The sequence below is a fragment of the Streptomyces sp. NPDC021224 genome, assembly GCF_044332905.1.
Taxonomy (GTDB): domain Bacteria; phylum Actinomycetota; class Actinomycetes; order Streptomycetales; family Streptomycetaceae; genus Actinacidiphila.
On the sequence record NZ_JBIRPW010000001.1, the window covers coordinates 217,612 to 234,922 of the forward strand.

A 17,311-nucleotide genomic window follows, 5' to 3' on the forward strand; every position below is an offset into this window, starting at 1 on the left:
CCTTGCGCGGGCCGGAGGCCCACGGGTCGGGCGTGCCCGCGGCCCCGGGCGTACGGCGGCCGCTCATCGCGCACCGCCCTCGCCGAGCGCGTCGGCGATGAGGGCTTCGACGTCCATGGTCTCGATCAACTCCCTACGGCTCGGGTGGGCGTGCGGCTGCGCTGCCGGATCGGCGATCGGGTCGGCGGCCGGATCTGCGGCCGGATCTGCGGTGGGGTGTGCGTGGGGTGCGGGTCCGGGCTCCGGCGCGACGAGGATGCGGTGGAGGTGGTCGGTGAGGGCCGCGGGCGTCGGGTGGTCGAAGACCGCGGTCGCGGAGAGCGGCGTGCCCGTCAACGGGATGAGGGCGTTGCGGAGTTCGACGGCTTGCAGCGAATCGACGCCCAGGTCACGGAAGTTGCGGTCCAGGTCGAGCGGCTGGCCCTCGGCGTGGCCGAGGACGGCGGCGAGCCTGCGGCCGACCAGTTCCAGCAGCCGCTGCCGGCCGTCGTCGGGGGCGAGCGCGGCGAGTTCGCGGCGGAGGCGGGCCGCGCCGTCGCCCCCGTCCCCTGCGCGGGGAGCGGCGGGCGCGGTGAGGGCCACAGCGGTGACCTGGGCGTGCGGCGCGGTCAGAGCCGCGTCGAACATCGCGAGCCCGGCGGCCTCGGAGATCGGCGCGAGGCCGCGGGCGCGCAGCCGGGCGAGGTCGGCGTCGCCCAAGTGCGCGGTCATGCCGCCGTGTTCACCCGCCCACAGCCCCCACGCGACGGACACCGCGGGCAGCCCCGCGGCCCGGCGCCGTGCGGCCAGACCGTCGAGGAAGGCGTTCGCGGCCGCGTAGTTGGCCTGGCCGGGCGCACCGAGCGTGCCGGCGACGGAGGAGAAGAGCACGAAGGCGGTCAGGCCCGGGAGGTCGCGGGTCGCCTCGTGCAGATGCCATGCGGCGTCCGCCTTGGCGGCGAGCACCGCGGCCAGCCGCTGCGGGGTGAGCGATCCGAGCACGCCGTCGTCCACCACGCCCGCCGCGTGCACGACACCCGTCAGGCCGGGCGTGACGAGCGCGGCCACCTCTGCCGGGTCGGACAGGTCACAGGCCACGATCTCCACCTCGGCGCCCATGTGGCCCAGTTCCGCGCGGAGTTCCGCCGCGCCGGGCGCCGCGGGGCCGCGCCGCCCGGCCAGCACCAGCCGCCGGACGCCGTACGCCGTGACCAGGTGCCGCGCGAAGAGCGCGCCCAGGCGGCCGGTGCCGCCGGTCACGAGGACGGTCGAGGCGGGGCCGAAAGGGGGCTCCGGCGCGGGCGCAGCCGTGGGCTCCGCCGGGTCGGTGGGAAGCGCGGTGAGGCGCGGCACGAAGGCCGTACCGGCGCGGATCGCCACCTCGGCCTCGTCGAGGGCGAGTACGGCACGGGGATCGACGTCCCCGGTGACGTCGGTGTCGAGGAGGACGAACCGGCCCGGCTGCTCCGCCTGCGCGGCCCGCACCATCCCCCACACCGCAGCCCCGGCCGGATCCGCGACCCCGCCCCCGTCCACCGCGACGGCCCCCCGCGTGACGACCACGATCCGCCGCCCCTCGGGCGCGGTGAGCGCGGCCAGCACACCGCGGGTGAGGGCGTGCAGCGAGCTGACGGGGTCCGCGCCGGGCGCGGACACGGCCCGGACGACGGCGAGGTCACGGCCGAAGGGGGTGAGGGTGACCGCCGCCGGGGCGGCCTGCACGCCGTGCCGCGGTGCGGCGACGAGGGCGGCGCCGAAGCCGGAGATCCGCGCGGGGGCGGGGGCGGGCGCGGCTGCCCTGCCGCGTACGGGGTGGGTCTCCCCGCCGGCGGGCCCCGGCGTCCGCACCGCCCCCGCGCCGAAGCCGGACGCCCGCGCCGGGGCCGGGGTCGCCCCTGCCGGGACGGTGCGGGGGCCGCCGGGACGGACCGCGGGGAGCGTCGCCACGAGTGCCGCGCCGAAGCCCGACGCGAGGGCGGGGGCGGGGGCGGGGGCGGGCCCGGTCAGCAGGCCGGGTACGGGCGGCAGCGGCTCCCACGCCAGTGCGCGCAGCAGCGGCGCGGCCGGTGCCGGTGCCGCCGGGCGCAGCCGTACCGCGGCGGCCGTCAGGACGGGGCGGCCCTCGGAGTCGTACGCCGTGAGGGCCAGGGCGTCGGGCCCGGACGGGGTCAGGCGGACCCGGAGCGCGGCGGCCCCCGGGCGGTGCAGGGTCACCCGCTCCCACGCGAAGGGGACGTCCGTGCCGCCCCGCGCCGTGCCGGCGAGCCAGGCGTGCAGGGCGGCGTCCAGCAGCGCGGGGTGGAGGCCGTAGCCCGCGGTGTCGAGGTCCGGTGCGGTGCCGGTGCCGGACGCGGTCCCGGTTCGGGGCGCGATGCCGGTGCCGCTTTCCGCCCCCGTGCGGGTCGCGGCTCCGGTGCCGGTACCCGTCGCGGTCGCGGTCCCGGTTCGGGGCGCGGTGCCGGTGGCCGCTCCGGTGCCTGCCCCGGTCCCGGTTCCGATCTCCGCGAGGACGTCGTCGCCGTCCCGCCACAGCGCGCGCACGCCGCGGAAGGCCGGGCCGTAGCCGTAGCCCTGCTCGGCGAGGCGCTCGTACGCCGCCTCGGGGTCGATCGCCGCGGCGCCCGGGGGCGGCCAGGCGGCCAGGGGCGGCGGCGCGGTGTCCGGAGTGCCGAGCGCGGCCCGCGCGTGGACGGTCCAGGGGGCGCCCGGCGACTCCTCGCGGGCGGAGAGCACGACCTCGCCGGACGGGCGGGCCACCGCCTGGAGCGTCACCCGTCCTTGCGCCGGGAGGACCAGCGGGGTCTGCGCGAGCAGCTCCCGCAGGGCGGGCGGGGCGCCCACGGCGGTGGCCGCGTGCAGGGCGAGTTCGGCGAACAGGGCGGCGGGGGCCAGGACTTCGCCGCCCACCGCGTGGTCGCCGAGCCAGCCGGGCGCGGTGCGGGACACCGTGCCGGTGAGGACGGCGGTGCCGTCCGCGGGCAGATCCATACGGGCGGTCAGCACGGGGTGCCCGGCCGCGGTGAACCCCGGCCCGGAGGGGGACGCGGGCTCGGCCCGCAGCCAGTAGCGCCGCCGGTCGAAGGCATAGGTGGGCAGCTCGGGCAGCGGCCCGGCGGGCGGCGCGCCCAGCACGGCCCGCCAGTCCACCGGCAGCCCGAGCCCGGTGAGTTCGCCGAGCGCGGGCAGCAGCGTGGCGAGTTCGGGCAGGTCGCGGCGCAGCAGCGAGACGCCCGTCACGGGGGTCGGGGCGCTCTGCGCGGTGAGCGTGGTGAGCGCCCGGCCGGGCCCGATCTCGACGAAGGTGCGTGCGCCGGTTTCCGCGAGCGCGGTGACGCACGGCAGGAACCGTACGGCGCCGCGTGCGTGCCGCATCCAGTAGTCGGCGGACCGCAGGTCGCCCTCCCGCGCGGGGCCGCCCGTGACGTTCGACATCAGGGGGATCGTCGGCGGGTGGTACGTGATGTCCGCTGCGACGGCGGCGTACTCGCCGAGCCGGCCGTCGAGTTCGGCGGAGTGGAAGGCGTGCCGGTTGCGCAGCTTGATGGAGCGCCTGCCGCGCTCCCGCCACACGGCGACGACCCGCTCCACGGCCTCCGGGGTGCCCGAGACGACCGTGGCGGTCGGCGCGTTGAGCGCCGCGATCGACACGCCGGGCTCCAGCGTGGGCTCGATCTCGTCGGCGCCCGCCTGGATCTGCACCATCACACCGGGCGGCAGCGCCGCCATCGACCGCCCCCGCGCGGTGATCAGCCGCGCGGCGTCCGGCAGCGTCAGGATGCCCGCGACGTGCGCGGCCGCCAACTCGCCGAAGGAGTGGCCGAGGAGGTAGTCCGGGCGCAGCCCGAAGGACTCGACGAGCCGGAAGAGCGCGACCTCGACGGCGAAGAGCGCGGGCTGGGTGAATTCCGTCCGGTCCTGGAGCATGCCCGCCTCGGGCGTGCCCTTCGCGGCGAACAGCAGCTCGGTGAGGGGGCGTTCGAGGTTGGCGTCGAGAGCCGCCACGACCTCGTCCAACGCGGCGGCGAACACCGGGAACTCCGCGTGCAGGCTCGCCCCCATCCCGGCGTACTGGCTGCCGTGCCCCGGGAAGAGGAAGACCAGCGGTCCACTGGCGCGCTGCCGCTCGGACGGCCCGCTCTCAGCGAACGCGGCCAGCTTGAGGAGGAGTTCCTCGCGGTCGGCACCCGTGAGGACGGCCCGGTACGGGAGGCGCGCCCGGGTCGCGACGAGCGAGGCGGCCACGCCCGCGGGGTCGAGCCCCTCGCGCTCCCCCACGTGTTCCAGCAGCCGCGCCGCCTGCCCGCGCAGGGCCCGCTCACTGCGGGCGGACAGCACCCACGGAACGACCGGCCACCCGGCCCGCTGGGCTCCCACCCCGGGAGCCTCAACGGCGGGAGGCGGCACGTCACCGCTGGCCGCGGAGGCTCCAGGCTGCTGCCCGGACTCGGCCTGCACGGGCGCCAGCCCGGCGGCACCACCCGCCGAGGGCTCCGCCGCCGCAGGCGCCTGGGCGCGCGCCGACGGGTGCGAGGTGCCGACGCCGGCCGCCGAGGAGTCTCCCCGCTCGGAACCGGCACCCGGCGCCGCGGATGCCGCCTCACGCGGCACGCCGGCGGCGCCGCCCGCCGTGGGCACAGCCCCGGAAGCCGCCGGGATCGTCCCGGCGCCCAGCGGCACCGCCTCGGCCCCCGGCGGGATCGCCTCCGCCCCCGCCGGGGCCTGTTCCAGAATCACGTGGGCGTTCGTGCCGGAGATGCCGAAGGCGGAGACGGCGGCGCGGCGGGGGTGGGGGGTCGGGGGCCAGGGGGTGCGGGTTGTGGTGAGGGTCACCGCGCCCGTGGACCAGTCGACGGCGGAGGTCGGGGGGTCGGCGTGCAGGGTGGGGGGGAGGACGCCGTGGCGCAGGGCCGCGATCATCTTGATGACGCCTGCCATGCCTGCCGCGGCCTGCGTGTGGCCGAGGTTGGACTTCACCGAGCCGAGGTGCAGCGGCCGGTGGGCAGGGCGGTCCTGGCCGTACGTCGCGAGGAGCGCTTCCGCCTCGATCGGGTCGCCGAGCACGGTGCCGGTGCCGTGCGCCTCGACGGCGTCCACGTCGGCTGCCGCGAGGCCCGCGTCGGCGAGGGCGGCGCGGATGACGCGTTGCTGGGAGGGGCCGTTGGGGGCGGTCAGGCCGTTGGACGCGCCGTCCTGGTTGACCGCGCTGCCGCGCAGGACGGCCAGCACGCGGTGGCCGGACTCCCGTGCGCGGGAGGCGCGTTCGAGGACGAGGACGCCCGCGCCCTCGCTCCATCCGGTGCCGTCCGCGGCTTCGCCGAAGGATTTGCAGCGGCCGTCCGCGCCGAGGCCGCCCTGCTTGGCGAAGTCCAGGAAGACGCGGGGGGTGGCCATCACGGTCGCCGCCCCGGCGAGCGCGAGATCGCACTCCCCCGTCGCGAGCGAGCGGGCCGCGAGGTGCAGCGCGACCAGCGACGACGAGCACGCCGTGTCCACGGTGACGGCGGGTCCCTCCAGGCCGAGCGCGTACGCGACCCGGCCGGAGGCGACGCTGCCCTGGCTGCCGATGAGGCGGTAGCCCTCGACGCCCGCGGCCGCGTCGTCCGCGCCCGCGCCGTACTCCTGGGCCATGATCCCGGCGAAGACGCCGGTGCGGCTGCCCGCGAGGGTGTCCGGTGCGATGCCCGCGCGTTCGACGGCCTCCCAGCTCACTTCCAGCAGCAGGCGCTGCTGCGGGTCCATCGCGGCGGCCTCGTGGGCGTTGATGCCGAAGAAGTCGGCGTCGAAGGCGCTCGCGTCGGCGAGGAAGCCGCCCTGCGTGGCGGGGAGTTGTGCGGTGTCCCAGCCGCGGTCGGCGGGGAGGGGGCCGATGACGTCGCGGCCGGCGGCGACGGCCTCCCACAGCTGTTCCGGTGAGTCGATGCCGCCGGGGAAGCGGCAGCTCATGCCGACGACGACGATGGGGTCGGCGTCGGCGTCGGCGTCCGCGTGCCTGACCGGCGCGGGCCCGGGCGCGGGCGCGGAGCGCCCGGTGGTGCGGTCGCGCAGGTAGTCCGCGAGCGCGGACGGCGTGGGGTGGTCGAAGACCACCCCTGCGGGCAGCGGGATGCCGGTGGCGGCCTTGAGCCGGTTGCGCAGCTCGACGGAGAGCAGCGAATCGAACCCGAGGTCGCGGAAGTTGCGGTCCGGGTCGATCTGCCCGGCCCCGCCGTCCCGGCCGAGCAGCCGGGCCGCCTCGGTGCGGGTGAGGGCGAGCAGGTCGGTGGCGGGCCCGGCGGGCGGGGCCGCGGAGGCGGTACGGAGGGGCGCGATGTCCCGCAGGACGGCGGGGAGTTCGCCTCCCGCGGCGGATTCCTGGAGGGCGGTCCGGTCGGCGACGAGACCGGCGACGTAGGGGCGGTGCTGTGCGAGCGCGGCGTCGAAGAGCGACAGGCCTGCCTCGACGGGGAGTTCGACGAGCCCGCGGCGGCGGAGCCGGGCGATGTCCGCGTCCCGCAGTTGCTCGGTCATCCCGGCGGCCCGGTCCCACGGCCCCCACCCGATCGCGAGCGTGGGCAGTCCGCTGCTGTGCCGGAGGGCGGCGAGGGCGTCCAGGAAGGCGTTGGCGGCGGCGTAGTTGGCCTGGCCGGGGCCGCCGGTGAGGCCGAGCACGGAGGAGAAGAGGACGAGGGCCGCGCCGGTGCGGGCGGTGGCCTCGTGCAGGTGCCAGGCGGCGTCCGCCTTGGGGCGCAGCACGGCGTCCAGCCGCGCGGGCGTCATGGCGTCGAGTACGCCGTCGTCCAGCACGCCCGCGGTGTGCACGACCGTCCCGATGTCAGGTGTCACGACGGCGGCGACGGCGTCGGCGTCCGTGACGTCGCACCGCACGATGCGGACCGTCGCGCCCATCTCGTCGAGTTCGGCGGCGAGTTCGACCGCTCCGGGCGCCTCCGCACCGCGCCGGGACGCGAGGACGAGCCGCCGCACACCGTGCCGCTGCACGAGATGCCGGGCGAGCGCGGACCCGAGTCCGCCGGTCCCCCCGGTGATGAGGACGGCTCGACCGAGGGCGGGGCGGGCCGCGTCGGTGGTTGCCGCGGCAGGCTCGCGTACGGGTGCCAGGCGCGGCACGCGCAGCGTCCCCGCCCGGACGGCCACTTCCGGTTCGCCCGTGGCCAGCAGGGATGCGACGTCCAGGTCGGCGGAGGTTTCGGCGGAGACCAGGACGATACGGCCGGGGGCCTCCGCCTGGGCCGCGCGGACCAGACCGTGGACGGCGGCGGAAGCCGGGTCGGCGGACCGGGCCGTGGTGCGGGTGGTGACCAGCAGGGTGCAGGCGGCCGTGCGCGCGTCGGCGAGCCAGTCCTGGAGGGCGGCGAGGACGCGGTGGGTGGCGGTGTGCGCGGCGGCGACGACGCCGGGACCGGGGGCGTACGGCTCGGGCGTGGCGTCGAGGACCACCACGTCCGGGAGGGGCGCCGCGCGGTCCACGTCCTCCCACGCGGCGACCGCCACCGGCACGGCGCTCGGCCGCTCCCGCTCCGGCCAGGTCAGTTCCAGCAGGCGGTGCGCGGCGCGGCGCCCGGCGCGCGTGACGGCGGACCGCTGCTCGGGCGTGAGGCGGCGCAGGACGAGGGAGCCGGCGGTGAGGACGGGGTGCCCGGCGGGGTCGTACGCCGCGAGCGCGATCTCGTCCGGGTCCGCGCCCGGCGTGACGACGACCCGCAGCGCGCTCGCGCCCGACGCGTGCAGCCGCACACCGCCCCACGAGAAGGGCAGCGCGAGGCCCTCGTCCGCGACGGTCAGCAGCACGGCGTGCAGCGCGGCGTCCAGCAACGCGGGGTGCAGCCCGAAACGGTCGGCGTCGGTCCCGTCGGGCAGCGCGACCTCGGCGAGGACCTGCTCGCCGTGCCGCCACAGCCCGCGCAGGCCGCGGAAGACGGGCCCGTAGCCGTAGCCGCGGGCGGCGAGCCGCTCGTACGCGTCCGCGAGGTCGAGAGGCTCCGCCCCGGCGGGCGGCCAGGCGGCGGGGGGCGGCGGGGGCTCCGACGCGGCGCCCTCGGCGGTCAGTTCACCGTGCGCGTGCGTCACCCAGCCGCGGTCGTCAGCGTCCTCCGCGCGGGAGTGCACCGTCAGCGTGCCGTCGTCCTCCGCCGTCACGCGGACGGCGACCGCGCCCTCGGCCGGGAGGACGAGCGGGGCCTGCACCACCAGGTCGGCGACGCCCGGACGGCCGGTCTGCGCGGCGGCGCGCAGCGCCAGGTCGAGGAAGGCGGTCGCCGGGAGGAGGGGGGCGCCGGACACCGCGTGGTCGGCGAGCCAGGAGTGCGTGGCCAGGGCGATCCGTCCGGTCAGCAACACCGCACCGGAGGCCGGGACTTCGGCGACGGCGGCGACCAACGGGTGGTCGGCCGGGGTCAGTCCGAGGCCGACCGCGTCGAGGGGCGGGCGCGGTTCCAGCCAGTACCGCTTGTGCGTGAAGGCGTACGTCGGGAGGGGGACGCGGCGGGCCGCCGGCCCGAACACCGGCTCCCACGCCACCGCGCCGCCGCGCACGTACCGTTCGGCGGCGGAGGCCAGGAAGCGCGCGGGGCCGCCCTCGCCGCGGCGCAGCGAACCGGTCACCGTGACCGTGCGGGAGGCCTGTTCGGCGGTCTGCTCGATGTGCATCGCCAGCGACAGGTGCGGCGAGCACTCCACGAAGTGCGTGAAGCCGTCGGCGAGCAGCGCCTCGACGGCGGCCTGGAAGGCCACCGGTTCGCGGCAGTTGCGGTACCAGTACGCGGCCGTCAGCTCCTCGCCCGCCGCGACCGCGCCCGTCACCGACGAATACAGCGGTATCGCACCGGAGTTCGGACGTACGAAGTCCAGCAGCTCGGCGAAGCGCGGCTCCAGCGGGGCGACGAGCGGCGAGTGCGAGGCGATCGAGGCGACCGCCCGCGCGGGCACACCCGCGGCCCGCAGCTCCGCGACGAACGCCTCCAGCGTGTCCTCGGGCCCGGCGACGGTCGTGCCGTTCGGGCCGTTGACGCCCGCGATCGTGAGCCCGGGAGCGAGCCGCCGGGCGACCTCGGCCGCCGGGGCGCCGACCGAGGCGATGGCCCCGGTGAGCCCCTCGGCGAGCAGCCGCGAGCGGGTCACGACGAGCCGCCCCGCGTCCTCCAGCGTCAGCGCGCCGGCGACGTACGCGGCGGCGATCTCCCCCTGCGACGACCCGACGACGGCGTCCGGCAGCACACCGAGCGAGCGCCACAGCTCGGCCAGCGACACCATCACGGCGAACAGCGCGGGCGGTACGACGTCGGCTCGTTCCAGCCACCCGCCGTCCGCGCCGTCCCGGACGGTGTCCAGCAGCGACCAGTCCACGAGCGGGTCGATCACGGCCGCGCACCGCGCCATGTGCGCGGCGAAGACCGGTGCGGAGTCGAGGAGTTCGGCCGCCATCGCGAGCCACTGCCCGCCCTGCCCGGGAAAGACGAAGGCGGTCCTGCCCGGCTCCTCGTCCGCCTCCCCGCGGACGACGTTCCCGGCCGGGAGCCCGGCGGCGAGCGCGCCGAGCCCCGCGGCCAGCTCGGCGGAGCTGCCCCCGACGACGACCGCGCGGTGCGCGAAGCGCGAGCGCGTGGCGAGGAGGGAGCGCCCGATGTCGGCGGCGCCGCCCCCCACGTCGGACGCGGTGCCGGTGCCACCTGCGGCACCGGGCGCCCCGGCGGCAGCCCCGGTGTCCGCCGCGGCCGACGCCCGGTCGCCGTCCCCCGCGCCCTCGGCGGACGCGCCCCACGCCCCCGCGGCCCCGGCCTCACCGGGCGACACGTGGGCCAGCAGTCGGGACGCCTGGGCCCGCAGGGCCTGCGGGGTCTTCGCCGAGAGGACCCACGGGAGTGCGGGCCACGGGGATGCCCCCGCCTCTCCGCCCGGCTGCAACGCAGCCGCCGCGGGGGCCTGTTCGAGGATGACGTGGGCGTTCGTGCCGGAGATGCCGAAGGAGGAGACCGCGGCGCGGCGGGGGCGGGCGGTGGCGGGCCAGGGTTCGGTGCGGGTGGCGAGGCGGACCGCGCCGGAGGACCAGTCGATGTGGGGGCTGGGGGCGTCGACGTGCAGGGTGGGCGGCACCACGCCCTCCCGCAGCGCCGCGACCATCTTGATCACGCCCGCCAGGCCCGCGGCGGCCTGCGCGTGGCCGATGTTGGACTTCAGGGAGCCGAGCAGCAGCGCCCTGCCGCGCGGGCGGTCCCTGCCGTACGTGGCGAGCAGGGCGTGCGCCTCGATGGGGTCGCCGAGGGCGGTGCCCGTGCCGTGGGCCTCGACGACATCGACGTCCGCCGGGGACAGTTCGGCGTCTGCCAGGGCGGCGCGGATGACGCGTTGCTGGGAGGGGCCGTTGGGGGCGGTCAGCCCGTTGGAGGCGCCGTCCTGGTTCATCGCTGTGCCGCGGACGAGGGCGAGCACCGGGTGGCCGTTGCGCCGTGCGTCGGCCAGGCGTTCCAGGACGACGACGCCGACGCCCTCGGCCCAGGCCGTGCCGTCCGCGGCGGCCGCGAAGGACTTGCAGCGGGCGTCCGGCGACAGGCCGCGCTGGCGGGCGAATTCGAGGAAGACCCGGGGGGTGGACATCACCGTCGCGCCGCCCGCGAGGACGAGGTCGGTCTCGCCCGCGCGCAGCGACCGGCACGCCAGGTGCAGGGCGACGAGCGAGGACGAGCACGCGGTGTCGAGGGTCACCGCGGGGCCCTCCAGCCCGAGCGCGTACGCGAGCCGGCCGGAGGCGACGGCCGACAGGCCGCCGGTGATGCGGTAGCCCTCGACGGATTCGGCGGAGTCCCAGCCGTACATCCCGACGAAGGCGCCGGTACGGGTCCCGGCGAGCGCGTACGGGTCCAGGCCCGCGTTCTCCAGCGCCTCCCACGTGACTTCGAGCAGCAGCCGCTGCTGCGGGTCCATCGCGAGGGCCTCGCTCGGGCTGATCCCGAAGAAGCCCGCGTCGAACCCGGCGACGTCGTCGAGGAAACCGCCCTCGCGGACGTACGTGGTCCCGGTACGGTCCGGGTCCGGGTCGTACAGCCGCGCCAGGTCCCAGCCGCGGTCGGTGGGGAAGCCCGAGATGACGTCCCGGCCGCCCGCGGCGACCTCCCACAGGTCGGCGGCGGACGTGATCCCGCCCGGGTAGCGGCATCCGATCCCGACGATGGCGACGGCGTCGCCGTCCTCCGCCCCGGGCGCGGGGCCGTCCCCGGCGGAGGCGGCGCGAACGCCCGGCGCCGAACCGCCCTCCGGCGTACGGTCGTCGGTCCGCTCGCCGCCCGCGCCGTCCGCTGCCTCCTCCGCCGCCGTCTCCGCCAGGCGTGCCGCGAGCGCGGCGGGCGTCGGGTGGTCGAAGGGCTCCGTCGCGTCCACCTGGCGGCCGAGCACGTCGGTGAGCCGCTCGGTGAGTTCGACGAGGGCGAGCGAGCCAAAGCCGAGGTCCTTGAAACTCCGGTCGCGCGGCACCGCGTTGGCGTCCGCGTGCCCCAACTGCGCGGCGACCTCGGCCCGTACGACGCCGAGCAGGCCGTCGCCGACCGCGGGCGCCAGGTCACGCCGGGACGGATCGGAGCCGTCCGCCGTGGGCCCGGCGGCGGACGAAGGCCCACCACCGGCGCCCGGCGACCGCACCGGGTGAGGTTCCGCGCCGTCCGCCGTGGGCCCCGAGGCGTCGCGGGCCCCCTCCCCCGCCGACCCGGCGGACGGCACCCCGTACGCCCCGCGCTCGAACGCGTACGTCGGCAGCTCCACCGCTCGCGCGCCCGTGTCCGCGAAGACGGCGGCCCAGTCCGTGTCCTCACCGGCGACGAAGGCAGCGGCGGCGTACGGACCGTCGCCGTACACCCCGGCCGGGTCCTGCGACGCGGCCAACCGCTCCAGCCCCGCCGCCAGTTCCGCGGTGTCACGGCCGAGCACCACCGCCCGGACGGGGAAGAGCGTGCGGGTGGTGGCGAGGGAGTGGCCGGTGTCCAGGGGGGCGTGCGTCTGGGCGTGGGCGAGCAGGCGGCGGGCCTGGGCGCGCAGGGCGCCCGGGGTCTTGGCCGAGAGCACCCACGGAATCACCTCGGGGCGCGCGGTGGGGCGTGAGGCGGGGCGCGCGGGGGCCGGCTGCGGCGGCGCCTCGGTGAGGACGACGTGGCAGTTCGTGCCGCCGAGGCCGAAGGAGCTGACACCCGCGAGGGCGGGGCCGCCGGACGGCCAGGGGCGGGGGGCGGCGTTGACGCGCAGGTTGAGGCCGTCGAGGTCGATCGCGGGGTTGGGCTCGGTGAAGTGCAGGCTCGCGGGCAGTTCGCGGTGCTGGAGGCTGAGGACGGTCTTGAGCAGGCCCGCGACGCCGGCGGCGGTGTCGAGGTGGCCGATGTTGGTCTTGACCGAGCCGACGAGCAGCGGCGCGGTGCGGGTCGGGGCGGTGCCGAGGGCGCCGCCGAGGGCGGTGGCCTCGACGGGGTCGCCCACCGCGGTCCCGGTGCCGTGGAGTTCGACGTAGTGGACGGCGCCGGGGTCGATCCCGGCCTGCCGGTAGGCGCGGGTGAGGAGTTCCTGCTGGGCGGCCGCGCTGGGGGCCGTAAGTCCGTTGGTGCGGCCGTCGTTGTTGACGGCGCTGCCCGCGACGACGGCGGCGATGCGGTCGCCGTCCGCGAGCGCGTCGGCGAGGCGCTTGAGGACGACGAGGCCGCCGCCCTCGCCGCGGACGAAGCCGTTGGCGCGGCGGTCGAAGACGTGGCAGCGGGCGTCGGGCGACAGCACGCCCATCTCGGCGAGGCCCACGTGGGCGTCGGGCGCGAGCATGAGCGCGGCGCCGCCCGCGATCGCGAGGTCGCACTCGCCGCTGCGCAGCGACTGCACCGCCAGGTGCACGGCGACGAGCGACGAGGACTGCCCGGTGTCGACGGTGAGGCTGGGTCCGTGCAGACCGAGCGCGTACGAGAGCCGGTTGGCGATCATGCTGCGCTGGCGGCCGGTGAAGGTGTAGTGGTCGGGCGCGGTGGGGGGCGCGGCCTCGGCCGGTGCGGACACGAACACCCCGGTGTGCGTGCCGGCGAGGCGTTCGGCGGTGAGTCCGGCGCGCTCCAGCGCCTCCCAGCCCAGCTCCAGGACGAGCCGCTGGTGCGGGTCCATGGCCGCGGCCTCGCGCGGGAAGATCCCGAAGAAGCCCGGGTCGAAGGCGTGGACGGCCGGAACCGGAGGGGCGCCCGCCTCCCCCGGGACGTCGTCGAGGAACGCGCCCCGCCGGGTGGCCGTACGCCCCGGTGGCGGGTCGGTGACCGCGTCGCCGCCCGAGCGCAGCAGCCGCCACAGCCCGGCCGGATCGTCCGCCCGGGGCAGCCGTGCGGCCAGTCCGATGATCGCGAACCCGTCAGTCATGATGCATCTCCTCGACGAAGTCCCGGAGGGGGACGCGGGGGCCGGTCGGAAACCGGGACCGGTCGGGAGCCCGAGCCGGTCAGGAGCCCGAGCCGGTCGGGCAGCCGCAGCGGCCCGGAGTCCGACACGGCCCGGAGTCCGACGCGGCCCGGGGCCCGGACGGGTCAGGCGCCGGCGTTCTCCCGGCGGAAGGCGGAGGTGTCCGGCGGGGCGATCTGGCCCAGCTGGATCATCAGGACGTGCAGGTCGTTGCAGGCCCAGTGGTCGCTGACCCTGCCGTCGCGGACCTTCGCGATGTGGATCTCGTTCCAGCTGATGACCCGGCCGGTCGGCTCGGCGCCGAAGACCAGCCCCTTGTGGGTGCCGGTGAGCTTGACGTGCTGGATGACGTACTCGCCGTCCTCGAAGTCGCGGATGATCTCGGCCTTGAGGTCGGGGAAGCCCTGCCGCTCGATCTTGATGACGGACTTCACACCCTCGCGGCTGGTGTCCATTCCGGGAGGCGCGTTGTGGTTGACGAAGTCCTCGGTCATCAGCTCGTCCAGGACCTCGGTGTCGCCCTTCGAGAACGCCTCAGTGAGAATGCGGCGAATGTTGACCTTGTCGGACACGGTGTTCTCCTTCGAATGGCTTGCCGGTCATCTCGGCAAGGGCTACCTGGATGTTCACGAGGGTTCGTTCGGGTTCGAGCCAGCCCGCCGCGGGGCCCGGGTCGAAGGACGACCAGACCTCCTCCGCGGGCAGTTCTGCGGCGTGTGCCAGCCGCGCGGCGGCCAGCACCCGGTCGAAGTAGTCGGCGAGGTCGTGCAGGACGCCGATCCCGGCGGGGCTGCCGTGCCCGGGGACGACGGCGGCGGGTTCCAGCGCGACGAGCCGGTCCAGGGCCGTACGCCAGCGGCTCACGCGGCCGTGCACCGCGAGCGGGGTGACCCCGGAGAAGCACAGGTCACCGCTGACCAGGACCTTCTGCGCGGGCAGCCACACCGCGAGGTCGGCCGCCGAGTGGGTGTCGGTGAACTCCAGCACCTTCGCCCCCGAGGGCAGGGCGCGTTCGATGCCGTCGGGCGGTACGGGCTCGGCGGCGACGCTGTCCCAGTCGGCGAGCCGGGTCGCGAAACCGGGCATGACCTTCGCGAGCAGCGCGGGCAGGCCGCGTTCGCCGATCATCTTGCGCATGCCGGCCACCGTGCGCGGATGGGCGACGATCGGCACGTCGTCGAAGAGCAGGTTGCCGCCGATGTGGTCGGTGTGGATGTGGGTGTTGACGACGAGCCCGGCGCGGCGGCCGCGGCGCTCCAGCGCGGCGGGGATGGCGGCGGCCATCTCCGGCAGCAGCATGGTGTCGACGACGGTGACGGGCTCGCCGAGCAGCAGCACGCTGTTGGACTGGCCCGCGCCGCCGTCACCGTTGACGAGGGCGACCACGCCGTCGGCGACCTCGACCTCCCGGACCTGCGGGATGGCCTCCAGCGAGGCCCCCGGTGTCCCGGCCGGCACCGCGGTCACGCCTTCCAGGACGCGCCGGACCCGCCGCTCTTCCCGGCCTCACCGGCCCCACCGGCCTTGGCCGCGTGCAGCTGCTGGATCTGCTGGATCAGTCCGGTGCGGTCGAGCATCGCGTGCCAGGACACGATGCGGCCCGCGTCGGCGCGGATGATCTCCATGACGTTCCAGGTCAGCCGGGTGTCGGTGCCCTTGGGGATGCCGGTGAGGGTCAGCTCGACGGCGAGCGCGGTGCCGTCGCCGGACTCCACGAGGCTGTCGACCTTGTGCTCCAGCTCCTCGTAGAGGCCGCGCTGCTGGGCGAACATGTCGCCGAGCCGCTTGGCGCCCTTGGTCTCCTGGCTGGCGGTGCGGATCTCCACCTCGCCGTCGCACAGCTCGTACAGCAGGAAGCCGTTGACCTCCTCGACCGCCCGGTAGACGGCCTCCCACAGCTCGCGGGCGGTTTTCATGGTCGTCATTTCCCTTCGCCGGACATGATCCAGTCGACCTGGTAGACGTGGACGTCCACGTTGTCGGCGTACTTGTGCAGCTCGGTGATGAGGGCGCGGCCGGCCTCGCTGCGGATGTGCTCCTGGAAGGCTGCCAGGGTGCTCCACTGGGCGTAGTTGGTGACGCGGGTGCCGTCCACGGAGCAGTGCAGGTTCGCGGAGACGAAGCCGGGCATGTGCCGGACGATGTCCTCGGTCTCCCGGCGGATCGCGGCGGACAGCTCCTGCTGCTTGTCCGGCGTGCAGTGGAAGACGTTGATGTACGTCATGAGCCGGTCCTCGGCGGAGATGGTGCTCACGGCCGCACCCCCGCCCCCGTCGTGCCCAGCGTCTCGGCGACGACGGTGTAGCTGTGGAACTCCGGGTCGGAGTAGCAGGCGCGCATCGGCCGGACCAGCTCCTTGTGCTCCTCGGACTTCTCCCAGGCGAAGAAGTCGGCCAGCGACGTCCACTCGCTCACGATGAGCCAGCGCGACGGGTCGTCCGGCGCCTGGCAGATCTGGTCGCGCAGGTGGCCCCGGGTCGCGGCGACGCTGAAGCGGACCTTCTCGTAGGCGGCGAGGAAGTCCTCGCGGCGGTCCTCGGCGACCTTCATGCCGAACAGCACGCGGGCGGTGCCCGCGGCGGCGTCGTCCGTCCCGGACTCCTCCGCGCCCAGCACCTCGGTGTCGATGTGGGCGAGCGACGGGTCCGGGGCGAGCGGGCCGATGTGGTAGACGGTCAGCGACTCGGTGCTGCCGACGTTCCGCAGCCGGTGCCGCTTCCCGATGGGGACGTAGATTCCCTCGCCGGGGCCGACGGCCCATTTCTCGCCCTCGACCTCCAGCTGGAGATCGCCGGTGATGTTGTAGAGGAACTCCTCGCCGTAGGGGTGGAAATGCTCCACCACATGCTCGCCGGGACGGAGGATCGCAGTTCCCATGTAACCGGACCTGCTTCCCACCGAACCCGGGTGGAGCACCATGCGCAACTGGCCGCCGCGCGCCCGATAGGGCTCTATTTCCTCGGCGCGGATCCGGCCTACCCGTGAATCACTCATGAGGAAATCGTCGCCGTCGGGCCGCGCTTTCCGCATCGGAATTCTGCCGCGAAGATCCTGCGGGAATTCCGCCGTACGGTTGCGGGAAACCCGCGACCGTACGGCGGCGGACACGGGTCCGCCCCGGCGGCCGGCGCACGGGGCACCGGCCGCCGGGGCGGCCCGGGTGGGACGGGGTGGAGCGGTGGGACGGTGGAGACGTTGGTGCGGTGGTGGGACGGCCGGCGGGCCGGTCAGGACACCGCCGCGTGCGCCCGGAATCCGTGCGTGCAGGCGTACACCGCCAGTTGCGTACGGTCGCGCAGGTCCAGCGCGCGCAGCAGCGAGGAGATGTGCGTCTTCACGGTGGGTCTGCCCAGCTGGAGCTGGTCGGCGATCTCGACGTTGGTCAGTCCGTGGCCGATCAGGCCGAGGATCTGCCGCTGCCGCGGGGTGAGTTTGACGGTTTCGCCCGGTCCTGCCGGGGTCTCGTTGGGGACGTTGTAGCGCAGGGTGCTGACCAGTTCACCGGCCACCTGCGGGTCGAGGGCGACGCCGCCGCGGTCGACGGCGCGTATCGCGTCGACCAGGACCTGCACGGGGGTGTCCTTGTGCAGGAAGCCCTGGGCGCCGCCCAGCAGGACCTTGATCGCGGTGCCCGCGTCCAGGCTCGCGGACAGGGCGAGGACCTTGACGCCCAGCCCGTCGGTCTGGCTGACCAGTTGCCGGGCGAGCAGGTCCTCGGTGTCGAAGCCGTCCAGGTCCATCAGCAGGACGCGTGGCCGATGCTCGCGCAACAGCCTGGGATTGTAACTCTCGGTGTCGAATTCGACCACGACGTCGATGCCCGGGATACCGCACAGGACCGCCATCATTCCTGCCCGGTACACGCCAGGACCACCACAAACTGCCACAGGCAACAAATCGTCTAAACCACGTACAATGTCCATCGAGACCC

The 17,311-nt window shown here is 76.0% G+C and carries 6 protein-coding genes and 1 pseudogene; all 7 read right to left on the reverse strand.

Translation table 11 applies throughout. From position 1 onward, the window contains the following. Nucleotides 1–63: 63 nt before the first annotated feature. Nucleotides 64–13,314, reverse strand: a pseudogene (locus ACH4PY_RS00905) (SDR family NAD(P)-dependent oxidoreductase); the annotation flags it as partial. Nucleotides 13,315–13,505: 191 nt separating this feature from the next. Then, on the reverse strand, nucleotides 13,506–13,952 hold the full coding sequence (locus ACH4PY_RS00910; RefSeq protein WP_398174210.1) for an ester cyclase: 447 nt from the start codon (nucleotides 13,950–13,952) through the stop codon (nucleotides 13,506–13,508). After that, complete coding sequence (locus ACH4PY_RS00915; RefSeq protein WP_398174213.1) at nucleotides 13,915–14,847, reverse strand: MBL fold metallo-hydrolase; 933 nt, start codon at nucleotides 14,845–14,847, stop codon at nucleotides 13,915–13,917. Before ACH4PY_RS00915 ends, ACH4PY_RS00910 begins: the two co-directional genes overlap by 38 nt. Then, nucleotides 14,844–15,305, reverse strand: coding sequence for an ester cyclase (locus ACH4PY_RS00920; RefSeq protein ID WP_398174216.1), 462 nt, complete (start codon nucleotides 15,303–15,305; stop codon nucleotides 14,844–14,846). The genes ACH4PY_RS00915 and ACH4PY_RS00920 overlap by 4 nt, the downstream gene beginning before the upstream one ends. Beyond that, a complete protein-coding gene (locus ACH4PY_RS00925; protein WP_398174219.1) occupies nucleotides 15,302–15,634 on the reverse strand; it encodes an antibiotic biosynthesis monooxygenase family protein in 333 nt (110 codons plus the stop codon). The genes ACH4PY_RS00920 and ACH4PY_RS00925 overlap by 4 nt, the downstream gene beginning before the upstream one ends. Next, nucleotides 15,631–16,257: an antibiotic biosynthesis monooxygenase gene (locus ACH4PY_RS00930; RefSeq protein ID WP_398174222.1), complete on the reverse strand. Its 627-nt coding sequence runs from the start codon at nucleotides 16,255–16,257 to the stop codon at nucleotides 15,631–15,633. The genes ACH4PY_RS00925 and ACH4PY_RS00930 overlap by 4 nt, the downstream gene beginning before the upstream one ends. Before the next feature lie 350 nt (nucleotides 16,258–16,607). Further along, nucleotides 16,608–17,228, reverse strand: coding sequence for a LuxR C-terminal-related transcriptional regulator (locus ACH4PY_RS00935; RefSeq protein ID WP_398174225.1), 621 nt, complete (start codon nucleotides 17,226–17,228; stop codon nucleotides 16,608–16,610). Nucleotides 17,229–17,311 lie beyond the last annotated feature (83 nt).

What these genes read in the sequence shown, in the direction of transcription:
- ACH4PY_RS00920 (WP_398174216.1), bottom strand. Translation starts at nt 15,305, where the DNA reads ATGACGACCATGAAAACCGCCCGCGAGCTGTGGGAGGCCGTCTACCGG.
- ACH4PY_RS00935 (WP_398174225.1), bottom strand. Translation starts at nt 17,228, where the DNA reads ATGATGGCGGTCCTGTGCGGTATCCCGGGCATCGACGTCGTGGTCGAA.
- ACH4PY_RS00930 (WP_398174222.1), bottom strand. Translation starts at nt 16,257, where the DNA reads ATGGGAACTGCGATCCTCCGTCCCGGCGAGCATGTGGTGGAGCATTTC.